This is a genomic window from Pyxidicoccus sp. MSG2, from assembly GCF_026626705.1.
Taxonomy (GTDB): domain Bacteria; phylum Myxococcota; class Myxococcia; order Myxococcales; family Myxococcaceae; genus Myxococcus.
Window position 1 is genome coordinate 7011806 of the sequence record NZ_JAPNKC010000001.1, and the last position, 20140, is coordinate 7031945.

A 20140-nucleotide genomic window follows, 5' to 3' on the forward strand; every position below is an offset into this window, starting at 1 on the left:
CGGGTGGAGGACGCGGCTAGTGGCAGAGCCCGTCCCAGCGGACGTAGCCGTAGCCGCCGGTGCAGGTGTAGGGCGGGTAGCAGTACAGCTGGCCCCGGACCCAGTAGTCACCATTCGACGAGAACACCGAGCTGTCCGTATTGAAGTGGTTGCCGTACTGGAGCACGAACACCTTCAGGCTGGAGGTGGACGGGCTCTGGTAGATGCCGAGCTCCCCCCAGCAGACCGAGTAGACGGCCTGCTGGTGGACCTCGCCGGGCTGCTCCTCGGACATGGGCGGCTGCTCGGCCGCGGGCGGCTGCTCCACCTCTGCCGGGGTCTCCTGGGGCGCGCCTCCGCACCCCATTCCGAACAGGGCACCGCCAGCAAGGCACACGAGCATTCGCAGGCTCTTCTTCATCTGGTTTCTTCTCCGTGGGTGTGGGGACGCCGTCACGCAGCGTTCCTGAGGAACGGCGAGGCCGGCGTCGGAGGAGCACGCAGCGGCTCCCCGGACCGATATTGAACCTGGCCCGGAGCGCTGGATCCTCAACGCTTGGAGTTCATGGGCCCGGGCAGGCCGCACACCTGGATGAGCGCCCGCCGCCCCGGCTGGCGCGGCTCAGCCCGCGAGCCGGGAGCCAATCCAGAACAGCCCGAGCGCGCCGGAGCCCACCGCCACCGCGCGGTGCACCCACGCCACCAGCCCGTCGCCCAGGCGGGACATCCCCTCCGCGAAGAGCAGGCCCACCGCGCCCATCCCCAGGAGGATGCCGAGCGCGAAGCCGGGCAGGTACGTCCACGCGGCCAGGCTCATGCTGCCGCCCATCAGCAGCGGGGGCAGCGCCAGCAGCAGCGAGCGCACGCCGCTGATGGCCATGAAGGCGCCGGCCGCGGTGCTCACCGTGTGCACGTGCTCGTGCGGCTCGCGCGAGTGGCCGGGCAGGTGCGGGTGGCCGTGGTCCAGGCTGTGGGGGAACAGCAGCGCCGTCACCGCCAGCGCGACGAGGATGCCGCCGCCGAAGACTTCCGCCCAGCGCTCGAAGGTCTCCGACAGGCCCACGCCGGCCAGCAGGCACACGGCGGCGATGCCGCCCAGCATGGCCGCATGGCCCAGGGCGAAGCGCAGGGCCGTGGCGAGCGCGAGCCGCTTGCGGCCGCCGCCCAGGGTGCCGAGCGTGGCCATGGCGGCGCAGTGGTCCGGCCCCACCGCGTGGAGCAGGCCCTGGGAGAGACCGACCAGGAAGGCGAGGAGGATGGACGACACGACGCGGCACCCTACCCGTGCTTCAATCGGGAGGCCAGCAGGACAGGAGATTCACCCGACATGAGGAATGCCATCCGACGTCTCGCCGCGCTGCCGCTCGTGCTCTGCCTGCACCTGGCCACCGGGTGCGACAAGGGCCCGGAGCAGCTCCGGGAGGCGGAGGCCGACTACAAGGCGCTCGTCGACCGGGGAGTGCCCCCCCGCAACCCGGAGTGGGACGCCGTCATCGCCGCCTTCGAGGCGGTGCCTCGCGACTCGAAGGCGCGGCCCGAGGCGGAAGCGCGGCTCGCCGCCATCCGCACCCTGCGCGGCACGCTGCCCCCGCGCCCCCTGGCGACGCCGGGCGCGACGGGGCCGGGCACCGACGCGGCGGACGTGAAGCGCGCCGCGTGCGAGGCGCTGGCGAAGAAGCTGGGCGAGACGCGCGAGGACGCGGCCCGCGAGCCCCTGAAGCAGGCGCTGCAGCAGTGCCGCGCGGACCTCATCAAGTACGAAGCGCACGCCCACCCCGAGGGTGAAGAGGGCACGGCCCATGTCGGCGAGCCGGACGCCCCGTCCGACGCGGGCAACCCGCGGTAGCGGACGCCGGAGGGACGACGCTGGACGTTGAGGGCAGGGCCGTTTGCCGTTAATGAAGGGCATGCCCATGCCCCAAGTAGGTGACCAGGCCCCCGGCTTCCAGCTTCAGGACCAGGACGGCAACTCCGTGACGCTCTCCCAGCACGCGGGGAAGAACGTCGTCCTCTACTTCTATCCGAAGGACGACACTCCCGGCTGCACCACGGAGGCGTGCAACTTCCGCGACGAGCACTCGGCGCTGGGCGCCGCGGGCGCGGTGGTGCTCGGCGTGTCCGCGGACAGCGTGGACCGCCACCGGAAGTTCGCGTCGAAGTACAGCCTGCCCTTCCCCCTGCTCGCGGACCCCGAGCACCAGGCGCTCGAGGCCTACGGCGTCTGGGGTGAGAAGTCGCTCTACGGCCGCAAGTTCCAGGGCATCACCCGCACCACCTTCCTCATCGGTCCGGACGGCCGCGTGAAGCAGGTGTGGCCCAAGGTGAAGGTGAGCGGCCACGTGGATGAGGTGCTCGCCGCGCTCGGCGCGAAGGGTGGCTCTGGCACGGCTGCGTCCGCGCCCACGAAGAAGGCGGCTTCCGCGAAGGAGGCTGCTCCGGTGAAGCAGGCCGCGCCCGCGAAGAAGGCCACGGGTGGCAAGGCCGTGAAGAAGGAGACACCCGCGAAGAAGGCCACCGCGAAGAAGGCGCCGGCGAAGAAGTCCGCCACACGCAAGGCCTCCGTGAAGGTTGCTGCCCGCGCGCGTCGCTGAGGCTATACCTGGGTGCGGGCGGCCAGGCGGGCCGCCGTGTAGCCGCCTCGTGGTTCGGACACCCGGCGTGCCCAACTCCTCGGGGTGACGGAAAACCGATTGCAGGGACTCGGAGGAGTGGACATGCGCGAGCGGAGTTTTCGGCGGTGGAGCCAGGCGGCGGCGCTGGTCGTGGGCGTCGTGCTGGGCGCGGGCTGCCGCGGGCTGCCTGAATCAGGCGGCAAGCAGCCCGATGAGCATCGGGGCAACGTCTTCGGTCAGCGTGGCCATCAGCCCGAGGCCATGCGGAACATGGAGGGAGAGACTCCGAAGGAGCAGCTCGCGCCGTGGACGCTGCCGGCGGACCGTGGCTACAACTCCACGATTCATCAGATTGGCTCCAGCATCGACCCGCGCACGCCCCAGACGGACGGCAAGCAGAACAACTCCATCCACGACGACGCCGGGAAGATGATGCAGGACCGGTACCACGTGCTGGGCGGCGCCACCTACGCGCCCACCTCGCAGGGCCTGGGCGGCGAGGACGGCGCCGAGCAGGGCAACGTGACGTACGAGAAGTCCCGGGCGGGCTTCGCGCCGCTGGGCTGGCAGGACCGCAACGACCACAACCGTCGCTGAGTCGAGTCGGCTGGGGGGGCGCCTGTCCGCCCCCTCGCCAACTCCCGGCGCACCGGGCGGGTGTCCATCCCTCTGGAAGAGCACACGGCTCCACCAGAGGAGAGGCACATGCACCCACGAGGTTTCCGCCGCTGGCTGTTGCTGCCGGGCGCGCTGGCCGCGGCCGCGCTGCTGGGCACGGCCTGTGAGCGCGACAAGCCGCTGCCGAAGACGGGGGGCGAGTACGAGGGCGTTGCGAACGAGCAGCAGCCCACCGAGAGCGCCGGCCCTGGCAACCCGCAACCCGCGTCGCAGCTGGGCGGCCGGCCAGAGCCGGGCGCAACCCCAGCGCCCGCCACGGGTGGCTCGGGCGTTGGCAACGAGCCGCAGGGCGCTCAGAGCACGCACAGCCCTCCGAAAGTCGCCCCGGAGGAGCCGGCGCCGAAGCAGTAGGGCGCCCGCGCGTCAGCGGGACGCCAGCATGACCTCGGTGGGGTCCTTGCCAGCGAAGGAGCTGGCGAGGCCCTCGGCGAGCGCGCGGTGCTCGCTGTCGCCCAGCGTGGCGAGCCGGTCCTCCGCCGGGTGCGCGAAGCGGGCCGCGAGCGCGTCGAGCCGCCGGTGCGCCTCCGTGATTCGCGCGCGCGGGACGCGGCCGGACTCCACCGCCTTCACCAGCGCTTCAATCGCACGGCGCTGCACGTCCGCGCGGTGGCACACCAGGAACAGGTCCACCCCCGCGAGCGTGCCCTGCACCGTCGCCTCCTCCACGGAGTAGTGGTCCGCGATGGCCTTCATCTCCAGGTCATCGCTGACGAGCACGCCGTCGAAGCCCAGCTCCTCGCGCAGTACGCCCTGCAGCACGCGCCGGCTCATGGTGGCGGGCACGCCCGGGTCCAGCGCGTCGAAGAGGACATGCGCCGTCATCAGCGAGGCCAGCCTTGCCTGGGCGAAGGCGCGGAAGGGCACCAGCTCCACCTTGCGCAGCCGCTCCAAGTCATGCGGCAGCCGGGGCAGCGTCAGGTGGCTGTCCGTGGTGGTGTCGCCATGGCCGGGGAAGTGCTTGCCACAGGACGCCACGCCCCCGGCCTCCAGCCCGCGCGAGAGCGCCACGCCCAGCCGGCCGACCTCGTCCGCGTCCCGGCTGAAGCTGCGGTCTCCGATGACGGGGTTGCCGGGGTTGGTGTCCACATCCAGCACCGGCGCGAAGTCCCAGTCGAAGCCCATCGCGCGCAGCTCGTGCGCCAGCAGCCGGCCCACGCGCTCCACCTGGGCCGCGTCCCCGCGCTGTCCCAGCTCGCGCATGGGCGGCAGCGTGGTGAAGGGCGCGCCGCGCAGCCGGGCCACGCGGCCTCCCTCCTGGTCCACCGACAGGATGAAGGGCCGGCCGGCGCGCACCTTCAGCTCGCGGCACAGCGCGGCCGTCTCCTGCGCGGTGCCGACGTTGCGCTTGAAGAGGATGGCCCCGTAGATGCCGTCGTCCATCAACGCGGCGAGGTCTCCGTCGATGCGGGTGCCGGGGAAACCCACCATGAAGAGGCGGGCGCAGTCGCGGTAGAGGGCGGAGGCAGTCACGGCGCGCAGTCTGGCAGAACGCGGGCCCGGGCTGGGTGCCGGTGTGGAGGCGCCGCGCCAGGTGTCGGCTGCCTGTCAGGGCGCGGAGCGGTGGAGCACGGGCCGAGCTAGGACTCGGACGGGGGCCCGGCGAGTCGGAGGATGGTCTTCATGAGCTGGTCCAGGGTGAAGGGCTTGGGCAGGAAGGCGGTGCAGCGCAGGTGCCGCCAGTGGTCCGGGGTGCTCGCGCTCATCATCACCACGGGCACGTCCCGCAGGGAGTCATTCCCCTGCATCGCCTCCAGCAGCGCGGGGCCGTTCATCACCGGCATCATGTAGTCGAGCAGCACCAGGGCCGGACGCTCCTCCGCCATGCGCTCGAGGGCCTCCCGGCCGTTGAGCGCGATGGCCGTCCGGTAGCCTTCGTCGGAAAGCAGGTCCCGGATGGCTTCGACGATGCCGAACTCATCGTCGACGATGAGGATGAGCCCCATGGCTACTTCCCCCGGCGCCCACGGCGGCGCGGGGACGGCGGGGCCTGCGTGCTGGTGCGGGCCAGGCCCGTCATGAGCTGCTGGGCGTCCTCGAAGGTCGCTCCCACCTCCACCCCCTTCGCGCTGATGAGCAGCTCGCGAAGGGCGGGGTCATACGCGCTGCCGCGCACCTTCAGCGCGCAGACGAAGCGGCGCAGCTCGGAGCGCAGCTCGGCCAGGCGCAGGAAGAGGAGGTTCTCCGCCACCATGGAGATGCCCCGCATCGGGAACTCCACCTGCGGGCCGAAGGCGGTCGTCGTCTCCACCGAGTAGACCAGCGTCACGCCGCGCAGGCGGCACTCGTTGACCAACGCCGTCAGGAAACGGGCCGCGCGGGTGCGCCGGACGGCGGCCTTCTGGAGCGCGTCGTAGCCGTCCAGGAAGAGCCGCTTCACCCCGCGCTCCCGGATGGCCACCAGCAATTGCGCTCCCAGCTTGTCGATGATGTTCTCCATGGGCGCCCGGTAGCTCACCTCCAGGTCCCGCCGCTCGAGGAGCGGCGCCAGCTTCATCCCGACTCCGGCCGTCTGCGCCAACATCCGCTCGGGGGAGTCATAGAAGGAGAAGTAGTGGCCGCGCTCGCCCTTGCGGACCCCTTCCGCGAGGAAGTTCAGCCCGAGCAGCGTCTTCCCGCTGCCGGGAGGGCCGAGCAGCAGCGTCGACGAGCCGGCGGGAATGCCGCCGGACAGCATCTTGTCCAGGCCCTTGATTCCGAAGGCGCACCGCGCGTCACCTGGCTGGACTGGGGTCGCCCCCTCGTCCACGAGCGTCTCCAGCCGGGGATACAGGACGATGCCGTCACGCGTGATTTCGAAGCTGTGCTTGCCGAGCAGGTGGGCACTGCCGCGGAACTTGCGGACGACCAGCTCGCGGATGCTCCGGACGCCGAACATCCGCTGCTTCAGGATGAGCAGGCCGTCCACCATGGTGTGCTCGGCGCGAAGGCCGCGACCGCCGCCCGTGGTGAGCACCAGCGTGGTGCAGTTCACCAGGTTCGTCACCACCTGGAGGCCATGGATGAACTTCTTGAGGGCCTGCGGCGAGGGCGCCGCCTCCTCCGCCGCCACCAGGCCGTCGAGCACGATGAGCGTGGCCTTCTGGGCGCGAATCTCCTTGCGGATGAGCTCGGCCAGGGCCTCCAGCCCCCCCTGCTCCAGCACGGTGAAGGCGCTCAGGTAGGTGACGGACTCGGGGAGCCGCGAGCCGTCGAAGAAGGTGAGCGAGCGGAGGTTGGCGACCAGCTCCGTGTGGGACTCGGCCAGCAGCGTGACGTAGAGCACGCGCCCGCCGTTGGCCGCATGGTGGAAGCAGACCTGGTTGGCGAGGATGGTCTTCCCCGCTCCCGGCAGGCCCATCACCATGTACGTGCGGCCCGGCCGGAAGCCACCGCGGAGGACCGTGTCGAGGCCGGGGATTCCCGTCTGTATCCGTTCCTCACCGCGCGGACTGCTCTCGGTCATCTCGCGTTCCCTTCGTGGGGCCGGCACGCCGCGCCCCTGCTGGAGGCGGCGAGCCTAGCGCCCGGGCCCCAGGGGGGGACACGGATTCCGACGGGCCGCCGGCCGTCAGCGTCCACCGGCGGCCACTCACGCCGGGGACTAGAAGGCGCGCTGCACGGTGCGCGTGGCACCGCCCGCGGGGCCGGCGCCGAGCGCGATGCGGTACCAGCTCACACCGTCCGTGGAGTAGCGGAAGGCGTACGCGTACTGCGCCCACGTCGTGTACGCGAGCGGCTCCGAGGCCAGGTCCCAGCGCCAGCGGTGGTTGTTGCCCACGCGGCCCTGGTAGCTCAGCCACTTGTACTGGAGCGGACCGCCGTCCACGCTGAACTCCACCTGCGCCTGGACGAGCTCCGGCCGCGCGGTGGCGACGTCCGTCACGCCGGGCACGTACACGTCCGCGTCCACCCACTTGCAGGCGCGCTGCATGACGTAGCTGTCGATGACGATGGGGTCCTCCATCCCGTCGCGGTGCGCGCAGTCGCGCGAGAGGCTGCCGCCCCAGTCACCGGCCCACACCACCGCCGCGGGGGACTGCGCCTCCACGGGGAAGGGGTAGTTCGCACCGTAGTTGCTGTCGTAGCGGCTCGTGCAGGTGCGGCCGGAGGTGAAGAACCACGTCTCCACGCTCGTGGCGTCCGTGGGCACCGTCACCACGAAGGGCTTGTTCACGAAGGTGGTGCTGCCGGTGGCCTGCTTCACGCTGCCGGAGAAGAGCTGGCCGCCCGGCAGGAAGCGCACGGAGGCCAGCGTGTCCCACGCCTGCTGGCCGGCGTAGGTGCTGTTGTGGCAGTCGGTCATCCGGTAGAGGTCGTACTCCACCACCAGCTGGCCGCCGCGGACGATGGCGCCGCGCTGCTCCTGCGTCCAGCCGGTGAAGAAGCGCACCGTGGCGGTGGGCGTGGTGAGCGGGGAGGCCTGCGTCTCGGCGGCCGGGTCGGCCGGTGCGTTCTCCGGCTGCGGCGCGCTGCCACACGCCGCGAGCAGCGGCAGCACCAGGGTCAGGGTCTTCCATGCGGACTTCATTCGGTCATCCTCCGAAGTAGGGGGGAGCCCGGATGTACCAGGAGTTCCTGACGTGTGCCGAGGACCGGGTCACCCCCGCCCCGACCTTCCTGCTGTTCTGTGATGATCTGGGATTACTCGATACACCTTTTATTCGAGCCCACTTCGTGAGGTGCTTCAGGGTCCCCCCTCACGGAGGTTTCATGCACCTGTCATCCAGAAAAGGCTGGGCGCTCGCGGCGGTCTGCGCGGTGTTGCTCGGCGCGAGCGGTGACGCGCTCGCCAACGCGGGCGTCGTCTTCGTCCATGGCACCGGCGACCAGTCCACGAGCTCGGCTGTGGGCTACTGGACGCAGTCGTCCATGGACACCATGCGCAACGGCCGGCCCTATCTCGCCGTGGGCTATCCCGGCGCGAGCTGCGCGGGCTACAGCCAGTGTAGCTGGGGCTCCATCGTCGACCAGATTGTCCCCTGGATGAATGCCAACGGCATCACCAGCATCACCGTCATCACCCACTCCAACGGCTCCAGCCCGCTGCGGTACATGCTGGGCCACACCGGCGCGGTGAGCGCGCAGGGCCGTGCGGTCAGCCTGGTGACGAGCAAGATTTCGCAGGTCATCTTCTCCGCGCCGGACCTGACGGGCACGCCGCTGGCGGACCAGGTGACGACGAGCGGCTCGTTCCTCAACATCGCCAACAGCATCGTCGAGTTCTTCGGCGGCGGCAGCTACAACAACCCCGCGGTGGTGCAGCAGCGCACGGACAACATGCGCGTGTACAACTCCAACGGGACGTTCGCCGGCACCCAGGGCGCGACGACGGTGGGCGGCAAGCCCATCTCCGTGGTGCGCGGCAACAAGGTGTACGCGAACCTGTTCTCCAGTGATGCGCACTGCGGCGGCTACCTGACCACGATTGGTCTCAAGGCGGCGGCGCTGCTCGGCTGGGGCAGCTTCAACGCGGGCACGGACGGCTTCATCGGCAACGACAGCTCGGGCTACTTCGGCAACATCATCATCGACGACAGCCGGCTCAACCACAATCAGTCGCGCCGCAGCTGCCACAACAGCGGCTACCTCATCGGCCAGAAGGTGGCCGCCGCGCCCATCCCTCCGCCGGCGAACCAGACGTACCAGCCGGAGACGAACGTGGCCGCCGCGGGCCAGGCCTGCAACAACTACTACTCGGGCTACGCGACGGACTTCATGACGGACCACACCGTGTGGAAGTACGGGTGCTCGGCCAGCCAGCTCAACAACGGCTACCCGGAGCCGGACTGCCTCATCGCCTACGGCTACGCGAGCAGCTACAAAATCCCCAGCACCGCGAGCTGGAATCCCTATCTCAATTCCTATTACTACCCGACGTGGAGCCAGGTGTGCCCCGACTCGTGGGCGGGCGACGGCATCTGCGACGCGTGCCTCGTGGCGAAGTACGGCTTCGACGCCACCACCGGCTCCAGCGGCGCGAATGACTGCGTGCAGGCGCCGCCGGGTGGCTCGAACTGGTGCGGTGCGCTGGCGTACGACTACTACTGGGGCCTCGACAACTACGTCGTCGTCCAGGCGCTTCACTGATGCGGACCCGGAGACCGAACATGAACTTCCAACACTTCTTCGTCAGGTCCGCCGGCTTCGCGCTGGCCTTCGTCATCCTCGGCTTCTCGCAGGGGCCCGCCATGGCCGCGGACATGCAACGCACCGCGGGTGCCTCGCTCGCGGCAGGGGACGTGTCCCCGGGACGGCTGTTCGGCCGCGATGCGCGCGAGGGCATCGGCCCCGGGCTCGTCTCGGTGTCCAACCCATCGTCGCCGAAGCAGCCGCTGGCGGCGCCGCTCGCGCCGGAGACGCGGCGCTCCAGGTCCACGATGCTGCACGTGCCGCCGGGCTCGTCGGCCACGCAGCTCGTGCTGCCCATCGACACGCCGGATGACGCGTGGGTGATGCTGATTCCCAAGGGCAACAACCCGAAGGCCGGCGAGGAGGCGCTGCGCGAGGTGACGATGCTGGACGCGAAGGGCCTCCGCGCGGACCTGAAGGCGGCACGCCAGGGCAACGCGCAGATGGGCGTGGACCCGGAGAAGCTGAAGGCCGAGGGCGTCACCCGGCCCATCTCCATGCTCCGCCTGGACAAGGAGATGGGGAAGGGCGCGTACCAGGTGCAGGTGGGCCGCAAGGCGGCGGAGCTGGGCCTGGCCGTGGAGGTGCGCCAGCCGTCGTCCAGCATCGAGCTGTCGCTCACGTCCTCCGCGATGCAGCTGTTCCCCGGGGACGACGGCTACGTGACGGTGGGCCTCCAGTCGGGCGAGAAGGTGGACCACGTGCGCTACGAGGCCGTGCTCTACACGCCGCGCTTCGAGAGGGACCGCGTGGTGCCGGTGGTGAAGGTGGGCAAGGAGCACCGGGCCATGGTGTCGCGGGCGATGAGCGAGAGGGACGAGCCGGGCGCGTGGGTGCTGGAGGTGCGCGCGGTGGGCTCCGCGGGTAGGCAGTCCTTCGACCGCCTGGCGCAGACGTCCTTCGGCTTCGCGGTGCCGACGGCGCGCATCGACTCGGTGGGGCGCGCGCGGCTGGTGCGTGACGCGGCCGGGAAGGTGGCGGCGCTGGAGGTGGACGTGGCGCTGGAGAGCGCGGCGGTGGACCGCTACGAGGTGACGGGCACGCTGGTGGCGACGGACGCGCGCGGTGTGGAGCGTCCGGTGGCCGAGGCGCAGGTGACGGACCAGCTCGGCGCGGGCACGCACACGCTGACGCTGCGCTTCGAGGCGGGGCATGCCGGCCTGTCGAAGCTGGACGGCGTCTACTCGCTGCGCGGGCTGCAGCTGTACTCGCTGGGGACGAACACGCTGTACCACCGGCTGAACCAGGGGCTCGGCGTGCGGTTCCCGGCGGTGCGGGCCTCCGAGCTCGCGGCGGCGGAGCGGACGCCCGCCGTGGAGAACCTGCTGCGCGAGGGTGAGTTCAACTTCGTGCCGTAGTCGTGGGACGCCGGGGGCCCGTTGTCACGGGCCCCCGCGCGCGCATCAGGTCTCGTAGCCCGTCTGCTCGAAGACGATGACCTTCTTCGACACGGGGAAGAGGATGACGAAGAGGCGGAACCAGCCGGAGGCGCCGGGCGCCACCAGGTAGGAGTGGTAGCGCGTCGCCACCTGCACGTTCTCCGTGCCATTGCTGTAGGCCGCGAGCACCTGCGGGTGCAGGGGCACGAACTCCGGGTAGAAGTAGGCCTGGGCCTGCGTGTAGCTGAGCGCGATGGCGTCATCGGCGGCGTACGCGCCGTACTCCTGCTGCAGCATCACCGACCGGTCCACCTGGCTGAGCGTGGGCTGGCCCGCGTACGGCCACGTGATGTCGAAGCGGCGCAGCGAGCCCTCCGTCCAGTCACGCGTGTCGTTGCCCGTCTCGAGCGTGGCCTCGAGCTGCGCCGTCAGGGCCACTTCCGTCAGGGCCGGCACGTAGCCGGACGTGTCCTGCGTCGCGGGCGGCGGCGTGGGGCACGCACCGCTCAAGCACGTGGTCTGCAACCGGAACTGCTTGTCCGCTCCGCTGCCCGCGCTCACCACGACGAGGTACTCACCGGCCGGCAGCGACGTGTCGAGCCGGCTCAATTCGCCGTAGCCGTAGTTGTCGTCCTGCGCCCACGGATAGACGCCGTAGCTGCCACTGGCGTTCTTCGGCCCGTACACCATCAGGCCCGTGTCCAGGTACATGGAGCTGCCCTCGTGCGTCACCTCGAAGCGGGCGGCGAGCGAGCCCGGCACCGTCACCTTGAAGGAGTAGTACTGGGGGGCGTGGGTGAAGTACGTGCGCACCGAGCCGCCCAGGCTCACCGGTCCCAGGTACGTGGTGGTGTCATAGATGTTGCCGCTGGCCGGCGTGGGCGGCGTGTACAGCACCGCCTGCGACGTCTGGCCCGGTGCCTCCGCCGGCTTGTCGGCCGGAGACATGTTTCCACAGGCGGCCAGCACGGCCATCGGCAGGACACTGCACACCTTCATCAGCTCGCGACGCATGGATTCCTCGCTCTCGGATGGAAGACGAGGCGCCGCGTGTCACGGTCACCCCGTGAATTCAAGCAAACATGAGGTGAACGCGCCGTCCTCAGCGGTCGGCGATGTCGGCGTCCTGCAGGTACTCGGACGCCGCGACAATCCCTTGAGAGGTCCAGCCCCAGTTGTGTCCGCGGCCGTTCTCTTCGCAGTTGCCGTCGGTGTGCACGCCCAGCAGGTAGCCGTGGCGGTTGAGCACGCCAGAGCCGGAGCTCCCGACCAGGGTGTCCAGGTCCGCGTAGTAGAGGAGCTGGTTGCACGAGTCCAGGTACCGGCCCTCGGCGATGGACTTGGGATGGCCCCGGGGGTGCTGGATGATGGCCAGCCGCTCGCTGGACTGGGACGTCAGGAGCACTGGCGTGGCGGAGGGCAGCGTGTCGAGCCTGATGAGCGCATAGTCGGGTTCGAGCGACTGCTCGATGACGGTGCCCTCGGTCATCAACGGGTCGCCGTCGGGCGAGTCCTCGAAGTTGAAGACCAGCAGCGACCGGTCCCCGATTCCGACACAGTGCCCCGCGGTGATGACCACCGGGCCCGCGCTCGCCTGAATCAGTGTTCCGGTACACCGTCCATCAATCAGGGCGACGGCGTCTTCCCTCTCCTGCACGACGTCCGCGAACTCACCCTGGTAGCTGTTGATGGGGGTGAAGTCGAGCGTCGGACCGCACTGGAATTGGCCGCGAACCTCCGGCTTCGTCGGAGCTTCGCAGACCGGGGGATCCGCGGGCACCGGATCTTCTCCACAGGCCAGAATGCCCAGGAGTACGGTGCCCGCGAGAACCTGGCCCCACGGACTCATCAATGGACCATGGGGCCGCCGAGCCATCTCTTAGTAGAGGTAGTTCAGCGCGGTGATGTCAGAGCTGGTCCACTCGCCAGTCTCCGTCGAGCGGAAGCAGGCGTTCATGATGGAGCCGCCCACGGTCGCCGTGCTCGGCGTGCCGGGGATGAGGTTGGCGCCCACGCCGGCGGTGCCCTCGTTGGAGGCGGCGCCGCCGCAGCTGATGGCGCGGTTGTAGTAGTCCGAGTGACGGAAGCCGATGCAGTGGCCGAGCTCGTGGGTGATGACGTGCTCGTTCACGTCAACGCTGTAGCTGTTCAGGCCGGTGCCGATGTTGATGGTCCCGTAGGGACGGCCGCCCGAGGGGAAGCCCGCGGAGCCGCCGGTGCCGGACGAGGCATTCGCGGTGATGTTCGCGGTGCAGCCCGTGCCGCCGCGCTGGAAGGTGATGCGCAGCCCGCGCTGGTTGTAGTTCTGGATGGCCAGGTCGAGACCCTGGCTCAGGCGGGTGTAGCTGTTGAAGGCGGCGGTGGGGTTGACGCAGATCTTCGTCACGGCCGTGCCGACCAGGTTGGTGGTGCTATACTGCTCGTGGCTGCCCGTGCCCGAGATCATCTCGCGGGACGCCTCGAGCGTCACGTGCGCGTCGTTGCCCGCGTACACGTTGCCGTCGACAACGCGGATGTCGTCGGCCTGGTAACCGGCCTCGATCAGGTTGGCGGTGATCTCCTCGTTCTCGCTCATGGCGTCACCGCAGCCGGCCAGAACGCCACAGCTCACCGCGAGGACAGCAGCTCCCTTGAACATGTTCTTGAGCATTTGGATTTCCTCGTACACCTGACTGCGGGGGACGCGACGTCCGCCTGGCTTCCACCAGCCGCGGTACGGCGCTTCCCAGAACTTGAGCAAGTGACGGGCCAAGCACGCTCATAGAGCGAAAAAGCCGAAATCGATGCTTTACCTGGACTATCTGTGCTCCAGGTTCAGACCCCGTGATTGTATATGAAATTGACGTTCTTGGGCGCAAGTTGGCGCCAGCGCTACGGATTTCTCGTGGAAGCCCGGGCGTTTCGGAACCACACAGTGATGTCTGGTTATCGGTCACCGGCCCCGGGGTCTCAGACACCCCGACCCAGGTTCTGCGCGACTCACCGACAGCACCGCACCCAGGCAGGGTGCGTCAACTCCCACGACGCACCGCAGCCGGATGAATTCATTCTCGGCGCAACGCGCCAGGAGTTTCGTGGGACGGGTGCTGGGCGTGAATACACTCCCGGTGTAACCAGTCTTCCATGCATATGCGCCACTCCCACTTCCGCATCGCCGCGCTGTTGGGCGCGGCCCTGTCGTTCCTCCCGGGCTGCGAGAGCACGAAGTCGAGCAGCCCGTCTCCTTCCGACACGCAGACGCAGGAGGCCGCTCCCATGCAGGCCGCTGACGCCTGGAAGCGCGCCCGCGTGGGCGACCGGGTCACCTACACCTTCTCCGCGACCCAGGGCCCCGAGCCCCGTGGCGGCGGCACCGCGCGCACGCTCGCCGGCGAGCTGACGCTGGAAGTGGTGGCCGTGCAGCAGCCCTGGGTCTGGGTGCGCGTGGCCTTCGCGGACGAGGCCGGGCGGCCCCTGGCGCAGCCGCGGCTGGCGAAGGACCTGCTCCTTCCCGTGCGCGCGGACACGACGCGCCCGCTCGACGTGCCCCATGGGGGCCAGGCCACCGCGGAGAATGCCTCCAGCGCGGGCCGCACCTGGGAGGCCCTGCGCTACGTCAGCGATCAGCGCCCCGTGGACGGCCCCCTGCGCACGCGCGTGTATGCCAACGCGCCGGGCCCGCTCTACCTCACCCACGGCCTGCTCGAGGCGAGCACCGAGGCGGCCGGCTTCCACACCCCGGGCGGCTTCAAGGTGGCGCTGCGCGAGTTCCGCGAGGGCACGGCCGACGCCGACGCTCCCGTGCCCGCGCTGGAGCGGCCCCTGGGCCCGGGCGCGTACTACGACCGGCACGTGGACGTGGGCCCCGCTCCCAGCGTGCAGCGCGTGTGCTTCACGGCCGAGCGCGGCTACCTCCTGCGCACCGAGGCCCCCGTCGACGACGCCACCGCCGCCCCCTGCTCGGACTTCTCCCAGGCCGAGCCGGAGCCCCTGGAGGAGGTGCTGGTGAACCTGCCCTGGGAGGCGCTGTCCTCGGGGGACTGGCCTCCGGCCGCCGCCGCGTCCGGCACCCGTGGCACCTTCACCGCGGAGGCCGGCAACGTGCCCGCCCTCATCGTGCAGAGCAATGAGGAGGCGGATGGTACCCGGCTCGTCCTCTCGGAGACCTACGCGGCCGAGCCGTGGGCCCCGGGGCTCGCGGGCCTGCCCCATGAGGCGCGCTTCCAGCCGCTCTCCAGCAGCAGCGAGCGCGTGCTCGCGGGTGGCAAGCGCGAGCCCGCGGGTGGCACGCGAATCGTGCGGTGGGGCTCCTGGCTCGGGGGCCAGAAGTAACGCCAGCGCGCCAGGTCGTCAGCCTCGAGCGTACGGGAGGGAGGGACCGCGGCCGCCTCGCGAGCGCCGGGTGTGCCGCGGCCTTATGCTGCTGGCTCGATGAGCGGACCTCCTGCGGATGAAGACCTCGCCAACCCTGGCGAAGAGGGCGTGACGGAGCCCGCCGCTCCGCCAGTCCCACGGGGACGCCAGGAGCGACCCCCCCGTCCACCTGACACCGCACCCACGTCTCCTCCCGCGGGCGCCGGGCTCCTGCTGGAGCGAGGCACCCACGTCGAGCGCTACCTCATCCTCAATCCCGTGGGGCAGGGCGGCATTGGCGTGGTCTACGCCGCCCATGACCCGGAATTGGACCGCAAGGTGGCGCTCAAGCTGCTGCGCCCGGACAAGGCCAGCCCCGGCGACCCGGATGAGGCGGGCGGGTTGCTGCGCGAGGCCCAGGCCATGGCCCGCATCTCCCACCCCAACGTCATCACCGTGCATGACGTGGGGACGGTGGGCGGCGGCGTCTTCATCGCCATGGAGTTCATCCAGGGCCAGAACCTCCACGAGTGGGCCCGCCAGAAGCCACCTCCCTCGCCGCAGGAGGTGCTGCGCGTGTTCCTCCAGGCGGGACAGGGCCTGCTCGCCGCGCACCGGGTGGGGCTGGTGCACCGGGACTTCAAGCCCGCCAACGTCCTCATGGGCCGCAACGGCCGCGTCTGCGTGACGGACTTCGGCCTGGCCCGGCTCACGCCCCTCTCCCACGAGGACGAAGCGACACGACTCGACGAGGAGGCGCTGTCGGTCCGGGCGGGAAGCCTCCAGTCCGCCACGCCGCTGACGCAGCCGGGGCTCGTGATGGGCACCCCCCACTTCATGCCGCCCGAGCAGTACCTGGGCCTCGGTGTGGACGCACGCGCGGACCAGTTCAGCTTCTGCGCTTCGCTGTACTGGGCGCTGTATCGCAAGCACGCCGTGGAGCCCCGGCGCATGGTCGAAGCGGCCACCCAGGCGGCTCGGCGTCAGGGCGAGGCGCCCCCTGGCACGGAGGCCTGGCGGCTGCTGCCTCATGGCACCGCGAAGGTGCCTCCCGCGGAGCCTCGCGTCGCCACGCGGGTGCGGAACGCGGTGATGCGGGGCCTGTCCCTGCACCCGGAGGACCGCTTCCCTTCCATGGAGGCCCTGCTGGAGGAGCTCTCCTGGGAGCAGCGGCGCAGCAACCGCCGTGGAGCCCTGGCGGCCCTGGGCCTGCTGACGGCGGCCACGGCGGGCATGGGCCTGTACCTCCACCGTCAGAGCCAGGTGTGCGCGGGGGCGGACTCCCTCGTGGCCTCCGTATGGGGGCCCGGGGCCCGGCAGAAGCTGGAGGCCGCCTTCCACGCCACGGGCAGGCCCTTCGCCTCGGAGAGCGCCCACGGGGCAACCCGGTTGCTGGATGCCTATGCCGGCGGGTGGGCCCGCCTGCACACCGAGGCCTGCGAGGCCACCCGCGTGCGCGGCGAGCAGACGGAGGAATTGCTGTCCCTGCGCATGGTGTGCCTGGAGCGTCGCCGCAAGAGCCTGGGCGCGTTGGTGGACCTGCTCACCAGCGCGGATGGCAAGGTGGTGGAGCGCGCCGTGGATGCCGCCTCCGCGCTCCCGGGACTCGAGGAGTGCCGCGACATCGACTCCCTGGCCGAGCAGCCCGCGCTGCCCGCCGACCCCATGCGCCGCGCGGCCCTCGAGCAACTCGGCGGGCAGCTTGCCCAGGTCCGCGCGCTGCTCGATGCGGGCCGCTATGCCCAGGGACTGGAGCTGGCGCGGAAGCTGGAGCCCCAGGCGGCCCTCACCGCCTGGCGCCCGCTCCAGGCCGAGCTGAGCTACCTGCAGGCCTGGCTGCTTCATCAGCAGGGCGAAGCGGAGGAGAGCCTGCGCCAGTTCGAGCGTGCCCTCCAGGATGCCGAGGCGGGCCGCGCGGACCGGCAGCGCCTGGAGGTGCTCACCCGCTTCACCTACGCGCTGGCCAACAACGGCCACCCGGACGAGGCGCGCCGGTGGGGCGACATGGCGCGGGGCGTGCTGGAGCGGGTGGGCAGTGAGCCGCCCGCGGCCTTCGACCTGAACGTCAACCTGGGCTACACCGCCCTCTTCGGCGGGCGCTACCAGGAGGCGTGGGACTCCTTCTCCAAGGCCCGCGCGTTGGAGGGCGCGCTCGCGCCAGAGGACCCGCGGCGGGCCAAGGTGAGCCACGCCCTGGGCCTCGCGGCACTGCGCCTGGGAGACCTTCCCAGGGCCATCGCCATGCTCAGCGAGTCGCTGCGACGCACGGAGGCGCTCAAGGGGCCGCAACACCCCGAGGTCGCCATCCGCCGGAGCATGCTGGCCACGGCGTACCGGGAGAGCGGAGAGCCTGCCCGCGCGCTGGAGTACGCCCGGACGGCGCTCGCGGTACGCCAGGCCGCGCTGGGGCCCGAGCACCCTTCCATCGCCGACGACCTGGACGAGCTGGGTGAGTGTTTCCTCCAACTGAAGCGCTACGACGAGGCCCTGAAGTCCTTTCGCGAGGCCGAGGCGCTCAAGCGACGGGCGCTCGGCGCGGAGCACCCCGACCTCTCCTACTCCCTGGACGGCGTGGGCAAGACGCTGCTGGCCCAGGGCCTCCCCGCCCAGGCCATCGCGCCGCTGCGGCAGGCGCTCTCCTACGCGAACACGGACCCGGAGGCGCTCGCGCACACGGGCTTCACCCTGGCCCAGGCGCTGTGGGCCGCGGGCCGTGAGCCCGAGCAGGCCCGCGAGGAGGCGCGGCGGGCCCGGGAGCGCTACACGGCGCTGGGCCAGCAGCAGCAGGCGGCGGACATCAGCGCCTGGCTCGAGGCCCGGAAGGAGCGCCCTGTTCCCCAGCGCGCCCCCGACCACTCCATGCCGCACTGAGCCGCTCGCGGTGGCTACACCCGGATGCCGTCGTTGTGGCGCGCGTTGAAGATGGCCATGCTGGCCTCGCGCTGCAGCTGGCGGAGCTGGTTGTACTCCGTCTCGTCCATCGTCCCGTCGGCCATCGCCTTGCCCTTGGCCTCCGCAACGCGGGTCTGCTGCTCCATCAGGGAGCCGGCCTCGCCGGCGCTGAGCGAGCCGTCACCGATGCCCTTCTGGATGCGGTTGCGCTGGCCGGTCTGGTGGCCCTCGATGTTGGAGCCCCGCTGCTCGGGCGCGACCGGGCCCTCGGCGCCGTTGTGCCGCTGCTCGAAGATGTCGCGGCTGGCTTCCCGCTGCATCTTCCGCAGCTCCTTGCGCTCCTTCTTGTCAATCTTGCCGTCGGCCATCGCGCGGTCCTTCGCCTCCGCGATCTGCGACTGCTTCGCCTTCAGGCTGCTGGCCTCCTCGGAGGTGAGGGAGCCGTCAGCGATGCCCTTCTGGATGCGGTTGGCCTGGTTGCCCTGGCGGGTGGCGAAGGAACGCTGGGCGTGGGAAGCAGCGGAGGAGCCGGCGGAGGAGGAGATGGCGCGCATGGGGTTTTCCTTTTTGGGTTCGCAGCGTCCGGAGGAGCGCTGGTGTGTGCCCATGCCTACTGCGAGGGGCGTGCCACACACCCGCCGGGCTTGCGGCACAAGGTGCGCTTAGTCTCTTCAGGGGTTTAGCGCGGGGGGTAGGGCACGCGGGCCCGGGAGGCGGGGGGCGGCCCTGGCGAGTCGCGTTGCCACCTGGCGACTGGAGTCGCCACCCCGGCCTCAGTTCGCGTCCAGCCCGTGCTTCTTCATCAGCTTGCGCAGGTAGAACCGGTCGATGCCGGCCTCGCGCGAGGCGCGGGAGAGGTTGCCCTCGCACCGCTCCATCAGGCTCCGGAGGTAGTCGCGCTCGAAGCCCTCGATGAGCCGCTCCTTGGCTTCCTTGAAGGGCAGCTCCAGGTCGGCCGAGCCCGCGTCGGCGGAGTGCCCGAGCGGGTCCGGGGTCAGCTCGGGCAGCGTCTCCTCGCCCAGGTTCACCACCTGCTCCACCACGTTGCGCAGCTCTCGCACGTTTCCCGGCCACGGGTACTGGGCCAGCAGCGCGCGCGTCTGCTCCGACAGCGCGCCCGGGGGCTTGCCCATGCGCCGCAGCACCGTGTCCACCAGGAGGGGAAGGTCCTCGGGCCGCTCGCGCAGGGGGGGCAGGGTGACGCGCAGCACGGCCAGCCGGTGGAACAGGTCCCTGCGAAACCTACCGGCCTTCACCGCGCCTTCCAGGTCGACATGCGTGGCCGCGACCACCCGCATGTCCACGGTGCGGTAGTCATTGGCGCCCACCCGCTTCAACTGGCGCCGCTCCAGCACCCGCAGGAGCCGGGGCTGGAGCTCCAGCGGCAGCTCCCCCACCTCGTCCAGGAAGACGGTGCCTCCGTGGGCCCGCTCGAAGGCCCCGGCCCGCTCTCCATGGGCTCCGGTGAAGGCCCCCTTCACGTGGCCGAACAGCTCGGACTCGATGAGCGAGGGCGCCACGCCGGCCAGGTCGACGATGACGAACGGGCCCTGGCTGCGCTTGCCCTGCTGATGGAGCGCCTCGGCGCACAGCTCCTTGCCCGTGCCCGTCTCGCCCTGCACGAGCACATCCGCGTCCCCCGCCGCCAGTCGCTCCAGCAGGGTGAACAGCTCGCGCATGGGCCGGCTGTCGCCCACCAGCGCGCCAAAGGACTCGCGCGCGGAAGGCGGGATGATGCGCTCGCGTGACTCCTCCGGCACCAGCTTGAACTCGGTGGTGCCCACCTGGAGGACCGCCCCCACGCGGACCTCCAGCTCGGAGAAGCGCATCTGCTCGCAGAAGGAGCCATTGCGCGAGCCCGCGTCCACGGCCCGCACGCCGTCCTCACGCACCTCGAGCCGCAGGTGCTGGCGCGAGACAGTCTTGTCGCTCAGCGCAATCTCGCAGGAGGGGGACGAGCCAATCCGGTACTGGCCTGGCTCGAGCGGCACGCTGCGGCCCACGTCGGGCCCGGAGATGACCAGCAGCTTCAGGCGGACGCGCGTGGGGCCGCGCACCTGCTCGAGCGGAGTGGTCTCCGACCCCGCGAGCTCCTCATCTTCCTCTGGAGGCACCGATGCCAAAGCACCTGGAGGCTAGCACACGCGGTGCGCCCGGCAC

Annotated in this window: 19 protein-coding genes; 8 read left to right on the forward strand and 11 right to left on the reverse strand. The window is 70.7% G+C overall.

Features of this window, described 5'->3' with window-relative positions:
• Nucleotides 1-16 precede the first annotated feature (16 nt).
• Together OV427_RS27660 and OV427_RS27665 are read right to left on the reverse strand one after the other, a co-directional pair.
• The gene (locus OV427_RS27660) at nucleotides 17-400 is read right to left on the reverse strand and encodes a hypothetical protein (protein WP_267859182.1); all 384 of its coding nucleotides are present in this window, start codon (nucleotides 398-400) and stop codon (nucleotides 17-19) included.
• 201 nt (nucleotides 401-601) lie between these two features.
• Nucleotides 602-1246 carry a hypothetical protein gene (locus OV427_RS27665; protein WP_267859183.1) on the reverse strand — a complete coding sequence of 215 codons (645 nt, stop codon included), beginning with the start codon at nucleotides 1244-1246 and terminating at the stop codon, nucleotides 602-604.
• A gap of 60 nt (nucleotides 1247-1306) precedes the next feature.
• Between OV427_RS27665 and OV427_RS27670 the strand changes: the two genes are divergently transcribed.
• The 4 genes from OV427_RS27670 (at nucleotide 1307) to OV427_RS27685 (ending at nucleotide 3620) form a co-directional block, all read left to right on the forward strand.
• Complete coding sequence (locus OV427_RS27670; RefSeq protein WP_267859184.1) at nucleotides 1307-1825, forward strand: hypothetical protein; 519 nt, start codon at nucleotides 1307-1309, stop codon at nucleotides 1823-1825.
• A gap of 67 nt (nucleotides 1826-1892) precedes the next feature.
• The gene (gene bcp / locus OV427_RS27675; RefSeq protein ID WP_267859185.1) at nucleotides 1893-2570 is read left to right on the forward strand and encodes a thioredoxin-dependent thiol peroxidase; all 678 of its coding nucleotides are present in this window, start codon (nucleotides 1893-1895) and stop codon (nucleotides 2568-2570) included.
• 123 nt (nucleotides 2571-2693) lie between these two features.
• Nucleotides 2694-3188 (forward strand): hypothetical protein, encoded by a 495-nt coding sequence (locus OV427_RS27680; RefSeq protein ID WP_267859186.1) that lies wholly within the window; start codon nucleotides 2694-2696, stop codon nucleotides 3186-3188.
• Between the two features lie 108 nt (nucleotides 3189-3296).
• Complete coding sequence (locus OV427_RS27685) at nucleotides 3297-3620, forward strand: hypothetical protein (protein ID WP_267859187.1); 324 nt, start codon at nucleotides 3297-3299, stop codon at nucleotides 3618-3620.
• 12 nt (nucleotides 3621-3632) lie between these two features.
• Here the strand turns inward: OV427_RS27685 and nagZ are convergent, their stop codons facing one another.
• From nagZ to OV427_RS27705, 4 genes are all read right to left on the reverse strand, one after another.
• A complete protein-coding gene (nagZ, locus tag OV427_RS27690; RefSeq protein WP_267863486.1) occupies nucleotides 3633-4697 on the reverse strand; it encodes a beta-N-acetylhexosaminidase in 1065 nt (354 codons plus the stop codon).
• 149 nt (nucleotides 4698-4846) lie between these two features.
• On the reverse strand, nucleotides 4847-5212 hold the full coding sequence (locus OV427_RS27695) for a response regulator (protein ID WP_267859188.1): 366 nt from the start codon (nucleotides 5210-5212) through the stop codon (nucleotides 4847-4849).
• A 2-nt stretch (nucleotides 5213-5214) separates the two neighbouring features.
• Nucleotides 5215-6711, reverse strand: coding sequence for an ATPase domain-containing protein (locus tag OV427_RS27700; RefSeq protein WP_267859189.1), 1497 nt, complete (start codon nucleotides 6709-6711; stop codon nucleotides 5215-5217).
• A gap of 138 nt (nucleotides 6712-6849) precedes the next feature.
• Nucleotides 6850-7776, reverse strand: a complete 927-nt coding sequence (locus tag OV427_RS27705; RefSeq protein ID WP_267859190.1) for a DUF6209 family protein — start codon at nucleotides 7774-7776, stop codon at nucleotides 6850-6852.
• A gap of 182 nt (nucleotides 7777-7958) precedes the next feature.
• Between OV427_RS27705 and OV427_RS27710 the strand changes: the two genes are divergently transcribed.
• Together OV427_RS27710 and OV427_RS27715 are read left to right on the forward strand one after the other, a co-directional pair.
• Entirely contained in the window at nucleotides 7959-9335 is a 1377-nt protein-coding gene (locus OV427_RS27710; RefSeq protein WP_267859191.1) for a hypothetical protein, read from the forward strand.
• Between the two features lie 20 nt (nucleotides 9336-9355).
• Nucleotides 9356-10735, forward strand: a complete 1380-nt coding sequence (locus OV427_RS27715; protein WP_267859192.1) for a hypothetical protein — start codon at nucleotides 9356-9358, stop codon at nucleotides 10733-10735.
• Nucleotides 10736-10780: 45 nt separating this feature from the next.
• Here OV427_RS27715 and OV427_RS27720 read toward each other — a convergent pair whose 3' ends face one another.
• From OV427_RS27720 to OV427_RS27730, 3 genes are all read right to left on the reverse strand, one after another.
• On the reverse strand, nucleotides 10781-11770 hold the full coding sequence (locus OV427_RS27720; protein ID WP_267859193.1) for a hypothetical protein: 990 nt from the start codon (nucleotides 11768-11770) through the stop codon (nucleotides 10781-10783).
• Nucleotides 11771-11858: 88 nt separating this feature from the next.
• Nucleotides 11859-12632, reverse strand: a complete 774-nt coding sequence (locus OV427_RS27725) for a trypsin-like serine peptidase (RefSeq protein WP_267859194.1) — start codon at nucleotides 12630-12632, stop codon at nucleotides 11859-11861.
• Nucleotides 12633-12635: 3 nt separating this feature from the next.
• A complete protein-coding gene (locus OV427_RS27730; RefSeq protein WP_324290070.1) occupies nucleotides 12636-13394 on the reverse strand; it encodes a zinc-dependent metalloprotease in 759 nt (252 codons plus the stop codon).
• 485 nt (nucleotides 13395-13879) lie between these two features.
• Between OV427_RS27730 and OV427_RS27735 the strand changes: the two genes are divergently transcribed.
• Both OV427_RS27735 and OV427_RS27740 read left to right on the forward strand, forming a co-directional pair.
• The gene (locus tag OV427_RS27735) at nucleotides 13880-15067 is read left to right on the forward strand and encodes a DUF6068 family protein (RefSeq protein ID WP_267859195.1); all 1188 of its coding nucleotides are present in this window, start codon (nucleotides 13880-13882) and stop codon (nucleotides 15065-15067) included.
• 99 nt (nucleotides 15068-15166) lie between these two features.
• Complete coding sequence (locus OV427_RS27740) at nucleotides 15167-17959, forward strand: serine/threonine-protein kinase (protein WP_267859196.1); 2793 nt, start codon at nucleotides 15167-15169, stop codon at nucleotides 17957-17959.
• Between the two features lie 14 nt (nucleotides 17960-17973).
• Here the strand turns inward: OV427_RS27740 and OV427_RS27745 are convergent, their stop codons facing one another.
• Nucleotides 17974-18534 carry a hypothetical protein gene (locus OV427_RS27745; RefSeq protein WP_267859197.1) on the reverse strand — a complete coding sequence of 187 codons (561 nt, stop codon included), beginning with the start codon at nucleotides 18532-18534 and terminating at the stop codon, nucleotides 17974-17976.
• Between the two features lie 219 nt (nucleotides 18535-18753).
• Nucleotides 18754-20094 carry a sigma 54-interacting transcriptional regulator gene (locus tag OV427_RS27750; protein ID WP_267859198.1) on the reverse strand — a complete coding sequence of 447 codons (1341 nt, stop codon included), beginning with the start codon at nucleotides 20092-20094 and terminating at the stop codon, nucleotides 18754-18756.
• Between the last annotated feature and the right edge of the window lie 46 nt (nucleotides 20095-20140).

Coding starts and splice junctions, on each gene's coding strand:
- OV427_RS27720 (WP_267859193.1), bottom strand. CDS start 11,770: ATGCGTCGCGAGCTGATGAAGGTGTGCAGTGTCCTGCCGATGGCCGTG.
- OV427_RS27735 (WP_267859195.1), top strand. CDS start 13,880: ATGCATATGCGCCACTCCCACTTCCGCATCGCCGCGCTGTTGGGCGCG.
- OV427_RS27730 (WP_324290070.1), bottom strand. CDS start 13,394: ATGTTCAAGGGAGCTGCTGTCCTCGCGGTGAGCTGTGGCGTTCTGGCC.
- OV427_RS27705 (WP_267859190.1), bottom strand. CDS start 7,776: ATGAAGTCCGCATGGAAGACCCTGACCCTGGTGCTGCCGCTGCTCGCG.
- OV427_RS27740 (WP_267859196.1), top strand. CDS start 15,167: ATGAGCGGACCTCCTGCGGATGAAGACCTCGCCAACCCTGGCGAAGAG.
- bcp (WP_267859185.1), top strand. CDS start 1,893: ATGCCCCAAGTAGGTGACCAGGCCCCCGGCTTCCAGCTTCAGGACCAG.
- OV427_RS27670 (WP_267859184.1), top strand. CDS start 1,307: ATGAGGAATGCCATCCGACGTCTCGCCGCGCTGCCGCTCGTGCTCTGC.
- OV427_RS27685 (WP_267859187.1), top strand. CDS start 3,297: ATGCACCCACGAGGTTTCCGCCGCTGGCTGTTGCTGCCGGGCGCGCTG.
- OV427_RS27725 (WP_267859194.1), bottom strand. CDS start 12,632: ATGGCTCGGCGGCCCCATGGTCCATTGATGAGTCCGTGGGGCCAGGTT.
- OV427_RS27660 (WP_267859182.1), bottom strand. CDS start 400: ATGAAGAAGAGCCTGCGAATGCTCGTGTGCCTTGCTGGCGGTGCCCTG.
- OV427_RS27745 (WP_267859197.1), bottom strand. CDS start 18,534: ATGCGCGCCATCTCCTCCTCCGCCGGCTCCTCCGCTGCTTCCCACGCC.
- OV427_RS27695 (WP_267859188.1), bottom strand. CDS start 5,212: ATGGGGCTCATCCTCATCGTCGACGATGAGTTCGGCATCGTCGAAGCC.
- OV427_RS27680 (WP_267859186.1), top strand. CDS start 2,694: ATGCGCGAGCGGAGTTTTCGGCGGTGGAGCCAGGCGGCGGCGCTGGTC.
- nagZ (WP_267863486.1), bottom strand. CDS start 4,697: ATGGTGGGTTTCCCCGGCACCCGCATCGACGGAGACCTCGCCGCGTTG.
- OV427_RS27710 (WP_267859191.1), top strand. CDS start 7,959: ATGCACCTGTCATCCAGAAAAGGCTGGGCGCTCGCGGCGGTCTGCGCG.
- OV427_RS27700 (WP_267859189.1), bottom strand. CDS start 6,711: ATGACCGAGAGCAGTCCGCGCGGTGAGGAACGGATACAGACGGGAATC.
- OV427_RS27715 (WP_267859192.1), top strand. CDS start 9,356: ATGAACTTCCAACACTTCTTCGTCAGGTCCGCCGGCTTCGCGCTGGCC.